The 17,970-nt window shown below is 38.0% G+C and carries 16 protein-coding genes; 6 read left to right on the forward strand and 10 right to left on the reverse strand.

Annotated elements, in window-relative coordinates:
• The first annotated feature begins 154 nt into the window (after positions 1–154).
• Positions 155–961, forward strand: coding sequence for an NPP1 family protein (locus Q0940_RS01905; protein WP_299263207.1), 807 nt, complete (start codon positions 155–157; stop codon positions 959–961).
• A gap of 7 nt (positions 962–968) precedes the next feature.
• Here Q0940_RS01905 and Q0940_RS01910 read toward each other — a convergent pair whose 3' ends face one another.
• Positions 969–1,160 carry a hypothetical protein gene (locus Q0940_RS01910; RefSeq protein WP_299263209.1) on the reverse strand — a complete coding sequence of 64 codons (192 nt, stop codon included), beginning with the start codon at positions 1,158–1,160 and terminating at the stop codon, positions 969–971.
• A gap of 27 nt (positions 1,161–1,187) precedes the next feature.
• Positions 1,188–1,490: a DUF1294 domain-containing protein gene (locus Q0940_RS01915; RefSeq protein WP_299263211.1), complete on the reverse strand. Its 303-nt coding sequence runs from the start codon at positions 1,488–1,490 to the stop codon at positions 1,188–1,190.
• A gap of 442 nt (positions 1,491–1,932) precedes the next feature.
• Between Q0940_RS01915 and Q0940_RS01920 the strand changes: the two genes are divergently transcribed.
• Positions 1,933–3,282: a DUF2254 domain-containing protein gene (locus tag Q0940_RS01920; protein WP_299263213.1), complete on the forward strand. Its 1,350-nt coding sequence runs from the start codon at positions 1,933–1,935 to the stop codon at positions 3,280–3,282.
• 91 nt (positions 3,283–3,373) lie between these two features.
• Here Q0940_RS01920 and Q0940_RS01925 read toward each other — a convergent pair whose 3' ends face one another.
• The 8 genes from Q0940_RS01925 to Q0940_RS01960 all read right to left on the reverse strand — a co-directional run bounded on the left by Q0940_RS01925 (position 3,374) and on the right by Q0940_RS01960 (position 13,368).
• Positions 3,374–5,008, reverse strand: a complete 1,635-nt coding sequence (locus Q0940_RS01925; RefSeq protein WP_299263215.1) for an amidase — start codon at positions 5,006–5,008, stop codon at positions 3,374–3,376.
• A gap of 159 nt (positions 5,009–5,167) precedes the next feature.
• Positions 5,168–6,274, reverse strand: coding sequence for a PQQ-dependent sugar dehydrogenase (locus tag Q0940_RS01930; protein WP_299263217.1), 1,107 nt, complete (start codon positions 6,272–6,274; stop codon positions 5,168–5,170).
• Between the two features lie 226 nt (positions 6,275–6,500).
• Positions 6,501–6,881, reverse strand: a complete 381-nt coding sequence (locus Q0940_RS01935; RefSeq protein ID WP_299263219.1) for a hypothetical protein — start codon at positions 6,879–6,881, stop codon at positions 6,501–6,503.
• A 79-nt stretch (positions 6,882–6,960) separates the two neighbouring features.
• Positions 6,961–7,860 (reverse strand): DUF2971 domain-containing protein, encoded by a 900-nt coding sequence (locus Q0940_RS01940; protein WP_299263221.1) that lies wholly within the window; start codon positions 7,858–7,860, stop codon positions 6,961–6,963.
• A 250-nt stretch (positions 7,861–8,110) separates the two neighbouring features.
• A complete protein-coding gene (locus Q0940_RS01945) occupies positions 8,111–9,964 on the reverse strand; it encodes an ATP-binding protein (RefSeq protein ID WP_299263223.1) in 1,854 nt (617 codons plus the stop codon).
• A gap of 402 nt (positions 9,965–10,366) precedes the next feature.
• Positions 10,367–10,672, reverse strand: coding sequence for a hypothetical protein (locus tag Q0940_RS01950; protein ID WP_299263224.1), 306 nt, complete (start codon positions 10,670–10,672; stop codon positions 10,367–10,369).
• Positions 10,673–10,759: 87 nt separating this feature from the next.
• Positions 10,760–11,416: a hypothetical protein gene (locus Q0940_RS01955; RefSeq protein WP_299263225.1), complete on the reverse strand. Its 657-nt coding sequence runs from the start codon at positions 11,414–11,416 to the stop codon at positions 10,760–10,762.
• Positions 11,417–12,183: 767 nt separating this feature from the next.
• Positions 12,184–13,368 carry an acetyl-CoA C-acyltransferase gene (locus tag Q0940_RS01960; RefSeq protein WP_299263226.1) on the reverse strand — a complete coding sequence of 395 codons (1,185 nt, stop codon included), beginning with the start codon at positions 13,366–13,368 and terminating at the stop codon, positions 12,184–12,186.
• A 336-nt stretch (positions 13,369–13,704) separates the two neighbouring features.
• Here Q0940_RS01960 and Q0940_RS01965 point away from each other — a divergent pair, with 336 nt between their 5' ends.
• From Q0940_RS01965 to Q0940_RS01980, 4 genes are all read left to right on the forward strand, one after another.
• Positions 13,705–14,091: a MerR family DNA-binding transcriptional regulator gene (locus Q0940_RS01965; protein ID WP_299263228.1), complete on the forward strand. Its 387-nt coding sequence runs from the start codon at positions 13,705–13,707 to the stop codon at positions 14,089–14,091.
• An 81-nt stretch (positions 14,092–14,172) separates the two neighbouring features.
• The gene (locus Q0940_RS01970) at positions 14,173–15,372 is read left to right on the forward strand and encodes an isovaleryl-CoA dehydrogenase (RefSeq protein ID WP_299263230.1); all 1,200 of its coding nucleotides are present in this window, start codon (positions 14,173–14,175) and stop codon (positions 15,370–15,372) included.
• 129 nt (positions 15,373–15,501) lie between these two features.
• Complete coding sequence (locus Q0940_RS01975; RefSeq protein ID WP_299263232.1) at positions 15,502–17,121, forward strand: carboxyl transferase domain-containing protein; 1,620 nt, start codon at positions 15,502–15,504, stop codon at positions 17,119–17,121.
• 9 nt (positions 17,122–17,130) lie between these two features.
• Positions 17,131–17,970: an enoyl-CoA hydratase/isomerase family protein gene (locus tag Q0940_RS01980; RefSeq protein ID WP_299263235.1), complete on the forward strand. Its 840-nt coding sequence runs from the start codon at positions 17,131–17,133 to the stop codon at positions 17,968–17,970.

Below are 17,970 nucleotides of genomic sequence, written 5' to 3' on the forward strand. Positions count from 1 at the left end.
TAAATTAATACTATTTATATTTAATTTTGGCAATCACTTAAATAGTTAGATTTGTCTAAAGATTGAAAAACAATTCTCTGACATTAATCTGCCATATTACTTGTATATTGTTTTCTTAATTAACCACATAAATAACTATAATAAGGATATATAAATGAAAACAATCAACGCCTTTTTTCTACCTATCATAATGATAAGCACGATCAGCGTATCAAGTTATGCTGAAGATTTTGACCGACTTGATAAAGCCTTACCTACAAGCGGAATTATTGACTACAAGATAAACATCCCAGCAATTGATTATGATACTGATGGCTGTCTACCAAGTGCTGGAATTTCTCGTACAGGTCAACAAAATGGAGGACTAAGTGCCTCGGGGAGTATTACTGGTGGCTGTCGTTCAAGTAACTTCAATAGCTCATCAAATACATTACATCGTTATGCTTGTACCTTTAGTGACAGTGATGAATATTGCGTACATTTTTATGCCTTATACTTTGAAAAAGACCAAGCCACTGTATTCGGAGGAGGTCATAGACACGACTGGGAATACGTTGCTATTTGGTCTAAAAATGATGAAACAACTCATGCCAGTTACAGTGCTCATGGTGACTTATATACACAAGAAGCTGCTGGACTAGAAAAAAGAGACGGCACTCGTATAAAATTTGTTTATCATAAAGATGGACTTCTTACCCATGCAATGAGATTTGCAACAAGTGGCGAACAAGCAGAAAACCCATACGGCGATTTTTTTGCTCCTGTTATTATTAGCTGGTATGAAGTAACTGGTGATGGTGTTAGCAATAGTCAAATGAGAAGTTTACTTAATTCATACGACTACGGCTCTGCAACTATTCCATTAAAAGACAGCAGATTTTTAACCAATATTAACGAGAACTTACCTAGTGGTTACCCAACCTTTACTAATGCAGACGTTGAGGCATCACAAACAAATTAAATAATCACTAAAAATATTCTATATACAAAATAAAAAGCCAACTGATAAACCCAGTTGGTTTTTTTATAACGTGAGTGACGGCACAGCCTTTAAGGTAAAAACCAGCAAGAAAAAACTGCCAGTATTGTTCATCAGAGCCGCCACTTTTGGCTTCATTCTCTAATGAATTTAATGTGGGAACTACGCCTTCAATTAACACTTTCTCTTGCTTTATTTTATACCTTCACTAGCAAATAAAGTTAAAAGCAAACCAAAATATAGCACTAACATTCAGTAAAACCGTCACCCAAAATATGTATTTAAACGGCTTTTTAATAGATTTATGACGCAATATATTTTGTGCAAAATAAGCCCCTGGCCAACCACCTGCAAGAGAAAGCAAATGCAGGGTACTTTCCTTAGTTCTCCAACGTCCTTTTTTGGCAGCCGACTTATCAATGGCATAAACAATAAAGGTAATACAGCTCATTACCAAGTAAACGCCAAGTATAATTTCAGATAATTTCTCAGTAAATACTAATACGCCCATCCAAATAAAAAAGATAACAATACAAAAAGTAATAAAGATCTTAGCCCAAGGACGAGTTTTTTTTGTTTTGTATCTAGGTTCTGAGATGATGCTACTCCGTTTATTTATGGCCTGATCTTAATTACGGTTCGTTCTTAAACTTTCGTTTTAGTTAAACAACTATTTCACTTTCAAGTTCAACTAACTTATCGAGAATACTGATAAACTTTTCCAAAATGGGGTAACTACCACCTGTTTTTTTGAGTTTTATATAGGAATCTATTGGGCTATCCACTTTAAAATACGAGAGGGAATTTCTGTTAATATCTTCGCTAAATATAAGTAAAAAGCAATCAATTCCTCAACAATAATAACAACATAAGTAAAAAGCTATTATCACTATTTTAAGTCTCAAATATGCTAGAGTAACAAGTGTATTTGTTTTAATGTAAATAAGGATTGTATGTTTTTACCTCGAAAAATTACCAATACCTACCGTAAAATGATCAATAGTATCGGGTTTTACCCTTCCCTGTTATCCGTTGTATTTTTAATATTCGCGGTTATTACTATTTCCATTGAATATTTACCTGCTACACAAGATCTTAAGTCGCTCATGTCAGTCGTATTGGTAAATAGCGCAGAAAATGCCCGTACCATTTTAAGTACTCTTGCTGGGAGTATAATTTCATTAACCGTATTTAGCTTTTCAATGGTGATGATAGTTTTGAACTCCGCCAGTGCCAGTTTATCACCACGAGTTGTCCCCGGGCTTATTACCCGAAAATCCCATCAAATTGTATTAGGCTTTTATTTAGGTAGCATTATTTATTCAATCATTATGCTGATCAATATTAATAAACTGGATAGTGGTGACACTGAAATCCCAGCCCTTGGTGTATTATTTGCGCTAGTTTTTGGCTTAATCTGTTTGGGGTTATTTGTATTTTTTATCCATTCAATCTCCAGAGCAATTCAAGTAGACAATGTATTAAATGGGCTATTTAGACAAACTAACTGTGAAATAGAAGATATAGAAAAAAAGCAAAAACAGCAACCTGTCGATAGCTTTCCTGACTTTTCTAAGTGGCATGGAATAAACAGTACAGCTCAAGGTTATTACAAAGGCGTGCACACAGAACAACTTTGTGAATTATTAGCAGAGCAAAACATTAAATTATTTATCACAGTTAAACAGGGTTATTTTACGGTCAAAGGTTATCCATTTTTAAAGTGTGATAAAAACATATCGGATAACAAAGAGTTAGTTGAAAAAATTCTAGCTTGTTTTATTTTTTATATAGAAGAATACATCAGCGATCATTATCGTTATGGACTAACTCAAATATCAGAAATTGCCGTTAAAGCAATGAGCCCAGGAATAAACGATCCCGGCACAGCAGTGAAATCAATTGATATGTTAAGTATCTTATTGATGGAAAGACTGAAAATAAGCGATATTAACTACACCTATAAACACACAGATAGCGAACCACTATTATATTTCCATGAAACCAGTTTTGATGAATTACTGCATGACAACTTCACGCCACTGCGTAATTACGCAAAAAACGATGCTTATGTCATGACCAATATTATTGAAGCATTTAAAAACATTCTGTTTGTAGCCAACCATAACGACGATGCACGTAATAGCCTATTTAATTATTTAAACGCTATTATTGACGATATTAATGAACACATAACCAATAAATACGATCGCCAGCAAATCACAAATATGCTCAACACAATCACCCCTATTAGCGAGAAACAAGGCAAACAGTTGGTAGAGAGGTTTGAAAAACACACTTAGGTTAGGCGAGATTTGAGTGGCGAGTGGCGAGTGAATTTAACAGGTGATCAATAATGTATTGTTCACCTGTTTATTTGAGTTTTTCTAATATTTAGTGACTCTTAGTTTTCATCGCTTCTGCTATCGCTGGAATATTCTCAGCATTGGTTAAATAATGAGGAGCAATTCTTCGTTGTGATTGTTGCTCATAAGCATAGGCAAAAGCAAGAATGTTAACATCGGTATGCTTAGTTCCTATAAAAGACAAACCGACCGATAACGAATGGATTTCTCCCATAGGTACGGTCGCATGAGGGTAACCAGCACGTGCTGCATAGCCTCCAAATCCAGGCCAACTCCCAGGCCAAACATCACCATTAATAGGATCAATTCTTGGTACTACAGGACCTGAAGGTGCTACAAGAACATCAACATTGTATTCATTTAAAAGCTTATCTATCCCATCTTCACCTGTCGCTTTTTGTACAGCGATAACCGCTTCTTTGTAAGTCTCACTTTCAAGTGAGTCCATGGATTGTGATGACACAAAAATACTCTGATCAAACAAAGCAAGTTCAATATCTGCATTGGTTTGATTGTAGTCAATAAGTTCTTGTAGTGTGCGTACTGGTACTTGCTCAGCTGACGTTGAGGCAAGATAACTATTTATACCATCCTTAAATTCATATTTTAATATGTCATAACTCATCTTCCCTAAACCTTCTGGCGCTTTAGGACGCTGTTCAATATTAACTAAAACGGCGCCAGCAGCAACTAGATCGTCTAAGGCAGTAGCAAAGCGTTGCTTGATTTGACTTGAGCTTCCTTTAGCAAAGTCGAGCACTCCCACACGAATACCTTTAAGCGAATCAATGCTTAAACCTGCTGTGTAGTCAATATCCGGCGTAGTGGTAGCCATTGCATTCATCATCATGGCAGCACCTTTAACGGATTTAGTCATGGGACCTGCAGTGTCTTGTGATTCAGAAATTGGAATAATGTACTGCTGTGGAACAATACCAACAGTAGGTTTGAAACCAACGACACCATTAGCATTTGAGGGACAAATAATAGATCCGTTAGTTTCAGTTCCCACAGTACCGGCAGCTAAAGATGCAGCAGTAGCCGCACCAGACCCTGAACTAGAACCGCAAGGGTTTCTATCCAGCATATGTGGATTTCTAACTTGGCCACCAAGTGCCGACCAACCGCTCATTGAGCCCTCAGAACGAAAATTAGCCCATTGACTCAAATTAGTCTTACCTAGAATTATCGCTCCTTGGGCACGTAAACCTGCAACAAGTGGACTATCTCTATGAGTTACATTATCTTTTAACGCCAAAGCGCCTGCCGTTGTCGGCATGTTATCCAACGATTCAATGTTGTCTTTAAGTAAAATTGGGACACCATGTAAAGGGCCCTTAATTACACCCTCTTTACGCATAACATCTAACTCTTTAGCTTGAGTTAAAGCATCAGGATTTACAGTAAGCACAGCCTGCAAACGAGGCCCTTGTTTGTCGATAGCTTCGATACGTTCTAAATACAGCTTTACAAGAGCTTCAGAACTAACCTTTCCATCATTTAACGCTTTTACTATCTCAGGTAATGATTTAGAGATGATACCCTTAGCTTGATAATCGACAGACGCTGGCGATATATGTTTGGTTTGAACGTTTTCATTAGTTGGTGAGCAAGCACTCAGCGAAAGCCCAATCGTTAAGGCCAGTATTGGATGTTTTTTCATTATTTTTATTCACATTAGATCAAGCTAAAAGAATAACCATACTATTAAGGTGTCGATTTTATTGCAAGGAGTAATAAGTCGGGTCATGGTTAAAGAAGAGTTACGAGTGGGTATCTCTTTTATTCTCTCTTAAGGCACTATCTCTTAAGGTACCGTCTCTTAAGGTACTATCTGATAAACAATACCTTTAGAATATTCAGCTACATAAATTTCACCATCTGCATCTAACGCAAAGGTTGAAAGGTAACCTTGTTTTGACATTAGTTTTTTTGGTGAAGTGAATGACGGATAGTTAACGCCCCAAATATTACCGGACATAAAATCTCCGTAAATATACTGATTTTTTAGCTCAGTGCTTAGCTTGCCATTATAGACATAACCGCCAGTAATAGACTGCCCTTCACTACGACCATATTCAACTTTCGGTAATGTTAAATTAGTAGTGTCGCAATTTGTTTTAGGTTTAAAACAGTGAGTTGCCTCCATAATGTTCCAGCCTAAGTTTTGCCCTTTTTCTACTATAGATATCTCTTCAAATTTATTTTGTCCTACATCAGCAACAATCAACACATCTTTATGAAATGAGAACCGCCATGGGTTTCTTAAACCGTATGCCCAAATCTCTGGTTTAAAATTAGTGTCTTTAACAACATCGGCAAGAAAAGGATTATCTTGTGGGATGTGATAAGGAATGTTGTTTGGCGAATTTATGTCTATACGCAACATCTTGCCTAATAAGCTTTGTGGGTTTTGGCTGTAACCTTGAGGATCACCTGCAGAGCCGCCATCTCCCATACCTATATATAAAAAACCGTCCGGGCCAAAAGCAATTTGTCCGCCATTATGATTACTATAAGGTTGGCGTATTTCAAGAATGACTTTCTCATTGGTTAAGCTATAACGCTTCTCTTGTTTAGTTTGCTTGGTGAGAGAAAAACGAGAAATACGTGTTCTGCGTTGCCCGACTTTGGGAAAGTAATTTACAAAAATAAATTTATTTTCAGGATAATTAGGGTGAAATGCTAAACCAAGCAATCCCATTTCAGATCCACTTTTTACAGCAAACTCATGCACTAAATGTTTATCGTTGTTCAATGCGTTTGCAAACATCAACTGACCTGTTTTCCCTGCAATTAATAATTCAGAACTAGAATCAGGAAAAAACTGAACATCAACAGGTTGGTTTAAATCAGTAATTACTTCTTTTAATTGAACCGCTTGGTTAGCAAAAGATATTAAAAATAGAATAAGCAAACTAGGTTTCATACGAGATCCATTATTGTGTAGATGGTGGATATTATAAAAAGAATACCATTTATAAAACGTATTGCTAATGAAATAATTGAAAGCCGACATTCCCAAAATATGAGTGGGTGGCCTTGTGATAGGGAGAGTTACGAGTGGCTAGTAATCAATGATGTATTGGTCACTTTTTTATTGAGTTTTATACTCAATATGAGTGGGTGGCCTTTTAATTTATTAAGTGCAAATTCTAATATTGCCCTTTTAGCCACCTTTTTGCTGTTAGTTTTTCAAGCTTCCTTCTGTATTTCTTTGGCGAAAACTCTTTGGTATCCCCTTTCATAAGATCAAAAATATCTTCTGATATTATTGCTCCAACAGCATGAATTGTTTCATGCCGACTCAAGCCTTGCCTTGTAAGTTTTGCAAACGTTTCAGGTATTAAATCAACTCCCATAGCTAATTGATTCTCAACTATCACATGGATTGATACATGTAACCGTAAGGCATCTTCGGTTAATTCAAGATCTAAGTTTGAATGGAAGTCATAAACCAATTCAATTCGTATCCCTTCATCTAATGCTAACCAATTTTCAACATCTACTATTTTATTGGGATTATATATGTCCATTATTTCCTCCAATGCATGAATTCAAATATTTGTATCTAACGAGGCTGTTAAAGTACGAGTGGGTGGCCTTGTTGTTTTGTTACAATCGCCTCAAGGAGCATGCTGAGTGCGTAATATCAAATTTCAAATTGTTACGATCTCTAAATTCAGCGATTCCAGTTTCAGCAAGTTTCGTATTAGCCGCTGGGCCAATAATAATTCTTTTAACGGCGTCGATATTAAATGGTATAGGCTGATATGGCACCAACAAATCGCTCGTAGCTTTGTACCCTAGGTCTGGAAGGGGTGGCTTGTTATAAAGCGTGCGCAATCCCTCCATCTCGTGACTATTTGTTTCGCTTTCTTTATTCTCTCCTATGTAAAGAAGCCTGATTTCTCGCTCATCTGAAAATTCAACGGGCTTGATACTCGAAGCAAGAAACATGCTATTAATAAATAGCGTATTTGCCTTTAATGAAACCTGTTCAATTAATAGTTCCTCTGAAATACTCTTGTCCATTCCCGTTAGTGATTCTACTAGAAAATCCTTGAACTTAACTAATGAGTTAGAACGATAGAAGCTTTCGTCGCTATCGATATATTCAACGGGAGAAAGTCTCAAACAATGCTTAAAATCAGATAATGATGCTGGAATTAATAGATCTGGATCAAACTCGATGCTGTAACCAATTCCTGAATTACAATAAGCCATCCATTGACGTAAATTATCTGGCTCTGTAGAAAATGAAACCAAGTTAATAAGTGTTAAATTAGCATTGCGTCTGATATTTCCTACAAATATTTTTACTAGTTGAGACAAGTGTTCAGTGTCGGTCTTCATATCCTCCACAAGTCCTTCAGCGAAACTCTCGAATATATCAAGACCACGATTTAGTTCTTCATAATCGTTTAAAAAACGGATATCTGTAGCCCAAAATGATTGAGACCGAAGAATACCCAAGAGAGAATCTCCCGACGTGTAATGATATAAGCTAGCCATGCCCTTCCTTATAACGAGGCTGTAGAATTACTCCAACAGCCCAAATTGGTGAAAAATCAAATTCCTGTAACAAATGCTAAGTATTTTTTCTCATACTAGGTAATGTATTTTATAAAACCAGCCATTTTTCTTAAAAAAGAGTTATTCTACTGCTTCAATGCCCATATTAACGGGCTCAAAATTGTGGGCTAAAATAGAGCGAAGCGAGTAGCCCACTATTTTTAGTCCTTGTTGAATTGTCTTGTTAGCACTACATGCGCAAGTGCCTACTTATTTCACTTAGCCAAGATAAAACTTCACCATCAGGATCAATGTTACTTAAGCGCTCAGGAGTCATATTATTTATAGCCTCTCGGTTTAAACGTTTTTTAGCCTTACTTTCTTTTTGCCCTTTCTTTTTATCAGTTACCTCATCCCAAGGAACGGTTGATCCTGAAGCTTCATGAACTGCTTGCGCAACTAAGGTTGGTACATCATCAAATGCTTGGAAATTTTCCGTCAAAGTAGTTTCAAATACCTCGTTAATAGCTTCAAAATGAATATAGTTTTCCATTTCTCTTTTATCTGTAATGAATGAGCTGCAATGATCTCCTCTTGCATTAACTCTATCTGCAGCGTCTTGATACTTTGCTGCTTCAGGTGGTTCAATATCTCTATCTAAAACATGTACTTCTGGAACCTGTAGTCCCTCAAGTCTATTTGTCCATAGTTCCAATGTAGAACCACCCATTGGTATATAAACCAATTCTCCATTCTGCTCTGCTAGTCTTAGATCGACAATATTTTCATCAGTAGCTGAAAGACAGGCTGATATATTACTCAGGTATTCAATATCATTAGGTCCTTCTACGCCAACAAACACTTTTATGTTGTGGTTGGCAAACATACCAAGACTATCTTTGATCTTACGGAATGTATTTTCATCATTATCTGCAAGTAGTCTTGTTCCATCTTCAGCTTTATCAAGAAAACATATAGAGTCACGATCTATTCTCCCTGCTAAAATTGGGTTATGTGTAGTAAAAATAACTTGATGATTATCTTCTAGAGAAAGCTCCTTCAAAGCATCAAGTAACAACAATTGGTTATTAGGATGTTGAGATGTTTCTGGTTCTTCAATAGCAAAAATAACATCTTGAACATCTCTTTCACTTGCTAATTGCTCTGCTTTTGCTCTAAAGAAGTTAATTAAAAAAAGACGTCTAACACCACTGCCACGTTTATTTAAAGGGATTTGATCTTCATTGGTTAGTGAAACAGAAAACACTTTACTCCAATTGAAGCTTGAAAAGTTTGGGTTGAGTTGACTTGCTAATTCGGGATCCATTTCCCTAATTTTTTCGATAGTTAAGTTAGTAACTTCTTCAACTTGCCTTTGTACAAACTCACCTATAGCATCTAAATCCACTGATTTTTCTTTAAGCGCTTCTTTAATTGCAAATTTTATAGGATCTTGAGCTTCTGCATCCTGATCTGAACTCGGTCTATCAGATTTAAATAATTGAAATAAAGGTAAGGTGTTCTGCAGTGGTTTCCAGATTTTGGCTTTAATTTCTAACTCTACCACTCCTTTTGATAGGTCATTCACAGGAACACTTGACCAGATAGCATGACGTAAAGCAGACTTGATGGTTTGATTTACATCACCAAGTTCAATTTCTAACTGCCTTGCTCTACTACGCAACTGTGTTACTGATAGCGAAAATAAATCGTTAAAATTTTCTGCTGTTGGATGAACTGCATTCAAGTAGATTTCGTCACATCTCAATGCTGCGCCAGAATATACTCTTCTGATTTCAAGTTTGTTTTCTGAATTTAATAGATGTTCGTTTAATGGAGAGATTAAATTATCTGTATCTATTATCAAACTTTCAGGAATATCTCCAAATACACAAGTAATTACAACATTATCACTATTCATTAATCCTGATGAACGGTCGCCAGACTCAAGCTTATCTGAGTTAAAAAAAGCATCAACTGCTTCAAGTACGCTAGACTTACCAACATCATTTTTTGCAATTAAAGCTGTAAGTTCTGATACAGGAATAGTTATTTCTTCTCTATAACAACGAAAATTTTTAATCTTAATTTTTTCAAGTTTCATCCAATGAATCCTATAAATGTTTGGAGGTTAACAGTAGAGTATAATTAGTGGTGCTAACGAGGCTGTAGAATTTCTCATTCTCAGCCAGTCTTTTCAAATAAAACCACAATATTTCACATCCATCTAAGATTCAATAACTTATTCTATTTTAAATAATAGTTTTGGTTACATTGCGTTTAGAGTGGATTTATAAAGCTAATTAATAAAGTGATAAGATCACATTAAGTGAGCCTCAATATGTGTTTTCTGTAAACAATTTTTTAACAGCGAAAGTGACAGAATGAAGTAGATAGTTTTGCTGATTGACAATAAAAATTAGCTGCCTAACGGCAGCTAAAAAAGATGTTATTGCTTATTGGCCGGGAGAAGGTTCATATGTGTTATAGCTAAACTACGTAAAAACTATTTATCATCATATCGTTCGATTAACTCTGAAACTAGCTGATTGTTTTGTAAAAGTTGTAACTTAATTTTATTAACATCTGGAAGGTTTTGAAATGGTCCTGATGGATCATAAGAACGAAACTCGAATAGGATAGAGCTACCATCGCTTTCATTGCATGAACAATATAATCGATAGTAATGAGCATCACCTGAAACATCTAAATTCATTTCACGAACACGATCTACTAAGTAGCTAGAGTTTTGAGTTTTTACGGATTCCTCGATATAGCTTTTTATTAAGTTGAATTTATCCTGAGCTAACATTTGAACTCCATATTCTGATTTAGCTAACGCCCGCGTAATAGAAGCGAGCTCGCGAGCGTCCTAATTGACGCCATTGTTATGTGATAACTACAGCACAACTTGGCCATTATCATATGAATTCTTTGACAGACTTTTATGAACTGGTCCATAAGCTATTTCGCTAAGATCACCCAAATACATATCATCAATTGGCCGCTGAATATCAGGCTTATCTATTGCCACCCTATATTCTTCTTGATGGGAGAAAGTATCTCTTTTTCTAAAAGCACCTACATCACCTTCATGTGTTTTTGGACAAAAATACTGCACATAGTCCGCTTTATAATTAAGTTTAAGCTCTCTTAATTTAGAATCTAAACGCTCAATAAAAGCTTTGGCGTTATGGATGAGAACAAAGTACTCACCAAACTCATCCCATAGTCGTTCGTCAAATACCTTCCCTTCCGTAGCTCGTGATATTGACTCTTCGCTAAGCACATACAAACAGAAAATATGTGAATACTCTGGGGATCCCTCTTGCATACAAAAAGGTGCCGCAATTTTAAATTTTCTTCCAGCAATTTCTATCGATGCACCTTCGTGTTGATGATAGCTACTAGCCATCTCAAATTTATCGAACTGCCCAGTAGCGTCATTTTCACACTCGGAAAAAAAAACTGCCGTATTAACATATATTCGTCCATTCTCAACAAAGTCCACCAAGTGCGACTTTTCTCTTGAGAATTTTATCAAGCAGTCACGCATAAACTTCCTTCGTCATATAACATGTTTATAGCGAGCCAATCGCGCGCTTTTCTACCGAGTCATCGCTCACTTTTCTGATTAAGTTATTTTTAGCAAAGTTGTTAACCAATTGCCAGTAAAAGTAATTTACACATGTCGTTTTATTACTCACTGGATAAAAACGAACAATTGGGGCGTTTTACTAACTTTGGGAGAAAGTAGCATATAAAGTTGTAATGCTTTTGCTTTTGCTTTTGCTCTTAACCTCTCCATCCCAATATTCCCGAAATAAAATAAGTTTTCCAAAATATGAGACAGGACGTCGAATAAGGGATGGTGTTCAGGGACGAATTTACATCCCGTTTTTGAGGATAAAACTTAATTTTATTGAGGATTAGAATATTGGTTAGGAGCGGCCTTTTTGGGTTACGTTTTTGGGCTGTTGCAAAAAGGTAACTTGCCGAGAGGCGAAACCTTAAAGTTCAAATAAATACGATGACAAAGTTAATACGGAAAAGAGAGAATTAAGCCTGCGTCTTTTTGGCTGTTGAAAAAAGGTATAGTTCACATCAAGGATGAAGGGATGTCATCAATACAGGGATGTTTACTTGATGACCGCCGAGAGGCGAAACCTCAGAGTTCAGCTAAGTAAAATGTCTCAGAAATAAAAAGTGCTCACCAATTACACCAAAAATAAAAACAAAAAAAGACCAACAATGTTGGTCTCCTCTCTATTCATTAAATAGACAATTTAAGCATCCATAAACGCCAGTTTATAGAACAACAAACTACACCATCTCAACAGCAATAGCCGTCGCCTCTCCACCACCAATACACAATGACGCCAAGCCTTTAGTTAACCCACGGTTTTTAAGGGCATGCAATAAAGTAACAATAATACGAGCACCTGATGCACCAAGTGGATGACCCAAGGCACATGCGCCACCGTTTACGTTTACTTTATCCGCAGGTAAGTTCATCTCTTTCATTGCTGCCATAGTCACCATGGCAAAAGCTTCATTTATTTCAAACAAGTCGACATCATTAGCTGTCCAACCTGCTTTGGCTAATGATTTCTCCATTGCGCCAATTGGTGCTACGGTGAATTTTTCCGGCTCAATTGAATTAGTGCTATAACTGACAATTTTAGCCAGTGGAGTTAATCCACGTTTTGCAGCTTCTGACTGTTTCATTAACACTAATGCCGCTGCTCCATCACTAATTGATGATGAGTTTGCGGCAGTAATAGTGCCGTCTTTTGCAAAGGCTGGACGTAAGGTTGGAATTTTATCCATTCTAGCCTTTCCCGGTTGTTCATCTACCGACACGACATAATCACCTTTACGTGATTTCACCGTTACAGGTGACACTTCGCTGTCAAAGTCGCCACTGGCAATAGCACCTTGTGCGCGCGTTAATGAGCGAATTGCATATTGGTCTAACGCTTCACGAGTAAAGTTAAATTCATCTGAAGTGTCTTGCGCAAAACAGCCCATGGCTTTGCCATGGTACGCATCTTCAAGACCGTCTAAGAACATGTGATCCATCGCCTTGCCATGACCCATACGCATACCGCCACGGGCATTTGGCAACATATAAGGTGCGTTTGACATACTTTCAAATCCACCAACAACCGCTACGTCAATAGACCCAGCTGTAATTGAATCGGCAGCCATCATGGCCGCTTTCATACCTGAGCCACATACTTTATTTATGGTGGTTGCACCGGCGGCTAAATGCACGCCCGCTTTAATAGCGGCTTGACGTGCTGGGGCTTGCCCCAAACCTGCTGGTAAGACACAGCCCATAATAACTTCGTCAATGTCGTTGCCAGTAATACCTGCTTTTTCTATTGCGGCAGCAATAGCGGTTGCACCAAGCTCCGGAGCAGCTAACGATGAAAGACAGCCCTGAAAACCACCTAATGGCGTACGTTGAGCCGAAACAATAACGATAGGATCTTGATTAGACATGATTAAAACCTCTGTTGAATTCGTGAATATTTATTTTTTGACTTAAGCTGTAAGCCGTAAGCCGTAAGCCTTAAGTTGTAAGCTGTAAGCTGTAAGCTGTAAGCCTTAAGTTGTAAGCTTTTTTCTTTTGCTTTTCACTTAAAACTTATGGCTTACAGCTTAAAACTGCTTCTCTTTTGCTTTTCACTTAAAGCTTATGGCTTACAGCTTAAAACTGCTTTTGGTAAAGCTTACAACTTTTTTACTTTATTTTATAGCTTTACGTTAACGTAAACTTACCCTATGATAAATTTCTACTGTAAATACAAAGATAGTAAATAAATTTAGGAATTAAACATGGCAACTGACCAAGCTGTAAAATTTAGTATTAGTGATCTGGCCAAAGAATTTGACATCACCACTCGCAGTATTCGGTTTTATGAAGACCAAGGTTTATTAGCCCCTGAGCGTAAAGGTCAGACTCGAATATATTCAGTGAAAGACAGAGTAAGACTTAAGTTGGTTTTACGCGGTAAACGCTTGGGGTTTACGCTGGCAGAAACAAAAACTATTTTTGACTTATACGACACAGAAAAAACCGAACAGCGTCAGCTGGAAACTATGCTTGAGTTAATCGCCAGTAAAAAACAAATATTAGCCCAACAATTACTGGACATAACGTCTGTTATGGATGACTTGGAACAATTAGAAAAGAACTGTAACGACACATTAAAGCAGCTTTAAACATACTTTATAAAACAGCATTAATAGCTGTAATACCAGTAATCAAAAAAATAATAATAATTAAAAATAAGAGACAAACTTATGATCAGCACATTCTCATCAATCAACTTTAATCTTGGCGAAACCGTAGACATGATCCGCGACCAAGTAAACGCCTTTTCCCGTGACGAAATTGCGCCAAGAGCGGCACAAATCGACATCGACAATGAATTCCCAACTGACTTATGGCGCAAATTTGGCGATATGGGTTTATTGGGTATGACGGTTGATGAGCAATACGGTGGTTCTGGTTTAGGTTACTTGGAACACGTGGTCACTATGCAAGAGATCAGCCGAGCCTCAGCCTCTGTTGGCTTGAGCTACGGCGCTATGTCTAACCTTTGTTTAAACCAATTAAACAAAAACGGTACTCATGAACAAAAAGCCAAATACTTACCAAAACTTTGTACTGGTGAGCACGTTGGCGCATTGGCAATGTCAGAGCCCAATGCAGGTTCAGACGTTGTTAGCATGAAACTGAAAGCTGAGAAAAAAGGCGACAAGTACATTTTAAACGGCAACAAGATGTGGATCACTAATGGCCCAGACGCTAATGTCTTTATCATTTATGCAAAAACAGATACTTCTGTTGATTCAAAAGGCGCTGGCTCAAAAGGCTCTGGAACAAAAGACATAACGGCATTTATTGTTGAGCGTGATTTCCCTGGTTTTTCCCGCCACCAGAAACTAGATAAGTTAGGTATGCGTGGCTCTAATACTTGTGAATTAGTGTTCCAAGATTGTGAAGTCCCAGCTGAAAATATTCTAGGTGATGAAGGCAAAGGCGTACGCGTATTAATGTCAGGTCTTGATTACGAACGTTTAGTGTTATCTGGCGGGCCGCTAGGCATTATGGATGCGTGTATGGACTTAGTGGTTCCTTACATACATGACCGTAAACAATTTGGTCAGTCTATTGGTGAGTTCCAATTAATTCAGGGCAAAATCGCCGACATGTACACACAAATGAATGCGGCTAAGTCTTATGTTTATTTAGTTGCTCAAGCCTGTGATCGTGGTGAAACCACTCGTAAAGATGCCGCTGGTATTATTTTATATTCTGCCGAATTAGCCACAAAAATGGCATTAGACGCCATCCAGTTATTAGGTGGTAATGGTTACATTAATGAGTTCCCTGCGGGTCGTTTATTACGTGATGCTAAGTTATACGAAATTGGTGCAGGTACATCTGAAATCCGTCGTATGTTGATTGGTCGTGAATTATTTAACGAATCGAAGTAAATAGAGAAGTAATTATAAAAAGATAATTAGCAACAATATACGTTTACTTTAATGACTAGTTTTAGAACTGGTTTTCACAGCCAGTTCTAAAAGATTAAGAGTTAAGAAGAGAGTGTTGAGAGATAGATCATGGCCAAGATAATAAGTAAGTTAAATCCACGCAGTGCAGACTTCATTGAAAATGCACAACACATGCAAACACAGGTTGATGACTTAAAAGCCAAATTAGAAAAAATTAAACTTGGTGGTGGCGAGCGTAGTCGTGAACGCCATTTATCCAGAGGTAAATTATTACCAAGAGATAGAGTAGATCAGTTACTAGATAAAGGTTCACCGTTTTTAGAACTGTCACAACTAGCAGCTTATGAGGTGTATAAAGATGACGTGCCAGCGGCGGGTATTATTACCGGCATTGGTCGTGTTGGTGGTCAAGAATGTGTGATCGTAGCTAACGATGCCACTGTAAAAGGCGGTACTTATTATCCATTAACGGTTAAAAAACACTTAAGAGCACAAACCATTGCCCTTGAGAATAACTTGCCATGTATCTACTTGGTTGACTCTGGTGGTGCAAATCTACCAAATCAAGATGATGTCTTCCCAGACAAAGAACACTTTGGTCGTATCTTCTTTAATCAGGCGACCATGTCGGCACAAAACATTCCGCAAATTGCCGTGGTTATGGGCTCGTGTACCGCAGGTGGCGCTTATGTTCCAGCTATGGCAGATGAATCTATCATTGTTAAAGAACAAGGCACTATCTTCTTAGCTGGCCCGCCGTTAGTTAAAGCGGCGACGGGTGAAGTAGTCACAGCAGAAGAACTTGGTGGTGCCGATGTGCATTGCCGTACTTCAGGTGTGTCTGATCATTTAGCACAAAACGACAATCACGCATTAGAAATAGCCAGAAGCGCGGTAGGTAATTTAAACCGTGTTAAACCTGTGCAGCTTCTTGTTAAAAAAGCCAATGCACAAGTAAGCGCAGAGAATTATTCTGGCGAAGAGCTTTATGGCGTTATCCCAAAAGATCCACGTAAACCATTTGATATAAAAGAAGTGATTGCTCGTGTGGTTGATGGCAGTGAGTTTGACGAATTTAAAGCCCTGTACGGCTCTACATTAGTGTGTGGGTTTGCTCATATTTATGGTTATCCCGTTGGTATTGTGGCTAACAATGGCATTTTGTTTGGCGAGTCAGCTGAAAAAGGCGCGCACTTTGTTGAGCTTTGTGCCCAACGTAAAATACCGCTAGTGTTTTTACAGAACATAACTGGCTTTATGGTAGGTAAACAATATGAAGCAGGCGGTATTGCTAAACACGGTGCAAAAATGGTGACGGCAGTGGCTTGTGCCAAAGTCCCTAAGTTCACTATTTTAGTGGGTGGCAGCTATGGTGCCGGTAACTACGGTATGTGTGGCCGAGCCTTTGATCCAAGATTTTTGTTTATGTGGCCAAATGCACGTATTTCAGTAATGGGTGGCGAACAAGCCGCTGGCGTTTTGGCGCAAGTTACTCGGGATCAAAAAGAAAAACGTGGTGAGTCTTGGTCTGAGCAAGATGAAGCTGATTTTAAACAGCCGATTATTGATACTTATGAACACCAAGGTCATCCGTATTATGCCTCCGCCCGCTTATGGGACGACGGTGTTATCGACCCTGCTGATACAAGACAAGTACTTGGTTTGGCAATTTCCGCATCATTAAACAAAACCATTGAGGATACCAAGTTTGGTATCTTTAGAATGTAGGGCAAGGCTATGACTAAAGACTTATTCAACGAAGATAAAGACAGCAAGCAATCTAAGGTTTTATGTACTGTGGATGAATTAGGTGTCGCTACCGTTACCCTTAATAACCCAGATAAACACAATGCATTTGATGATGACGTTATCGCCTTATTAACCACAATATTTTCTAATATTGCGGATAACCCAGACATTAGAGTCATGGTGTTAACATCCACAGGAAAAAGTTTTTGTGCCGGTGCTGATCTAGGATGGATGAAACGTATGGCGGATTATTCTTATCAAGAAAACTTAGCGGACTCAAATGCCCTCGCCCAGTTGTTTAACGTATTAAACTTTATGCCACAAGCAACCATAGTTCAGGTACAAGGTGCAGCATTTGGTGGCGCACTTGGATTAGTAAGTTGTTGCGACATAGTGGTCGCAGCAAACAAAGCTAGCTTTTGCTTAAGTGAAGTGAAGCTTGGTTTAATTCCAGCGACTATTAGCCCGTATGTGATCAACGCCATAGGCCTAAAAGCCGCCCGACGTTACTTTTTAACGGCTGAACGCTTTTTTGCTGACCAAGCAAAATCTATTGGTTTGGTTGATGAAGTGGTTGATATTAACGAACTAGAAAATACCACTAACGCCTTTGTTAACACCTTATTGGCTAATGGGCCAATGGCAGTAAAAGCAGCTAAGAAACTGGCTCTTGATGTGGCACACCAACCTATCGATGACAAACTCATAGCTGATACGAGCGACAGAATAGCCTCTATTCGGGTATCTGATGAAGGCCAAGAAGGTCTAACGTCATTTTTTGAAAAACGCCCTACCAATTGGCAATCCTCAGACGTGAAGGATAACTAA

It is taken from the genome of uncultured Psychrosphaera sp. (assembly GCF_947500655.1).
In the GTDB taxonomy this organism is placed as follows: domain Bacteria; phylum Pseudomonadota; class Gammaproteobacteria; order Enterobacterales; family Alteromonadaceae; genus Psychrosphaera.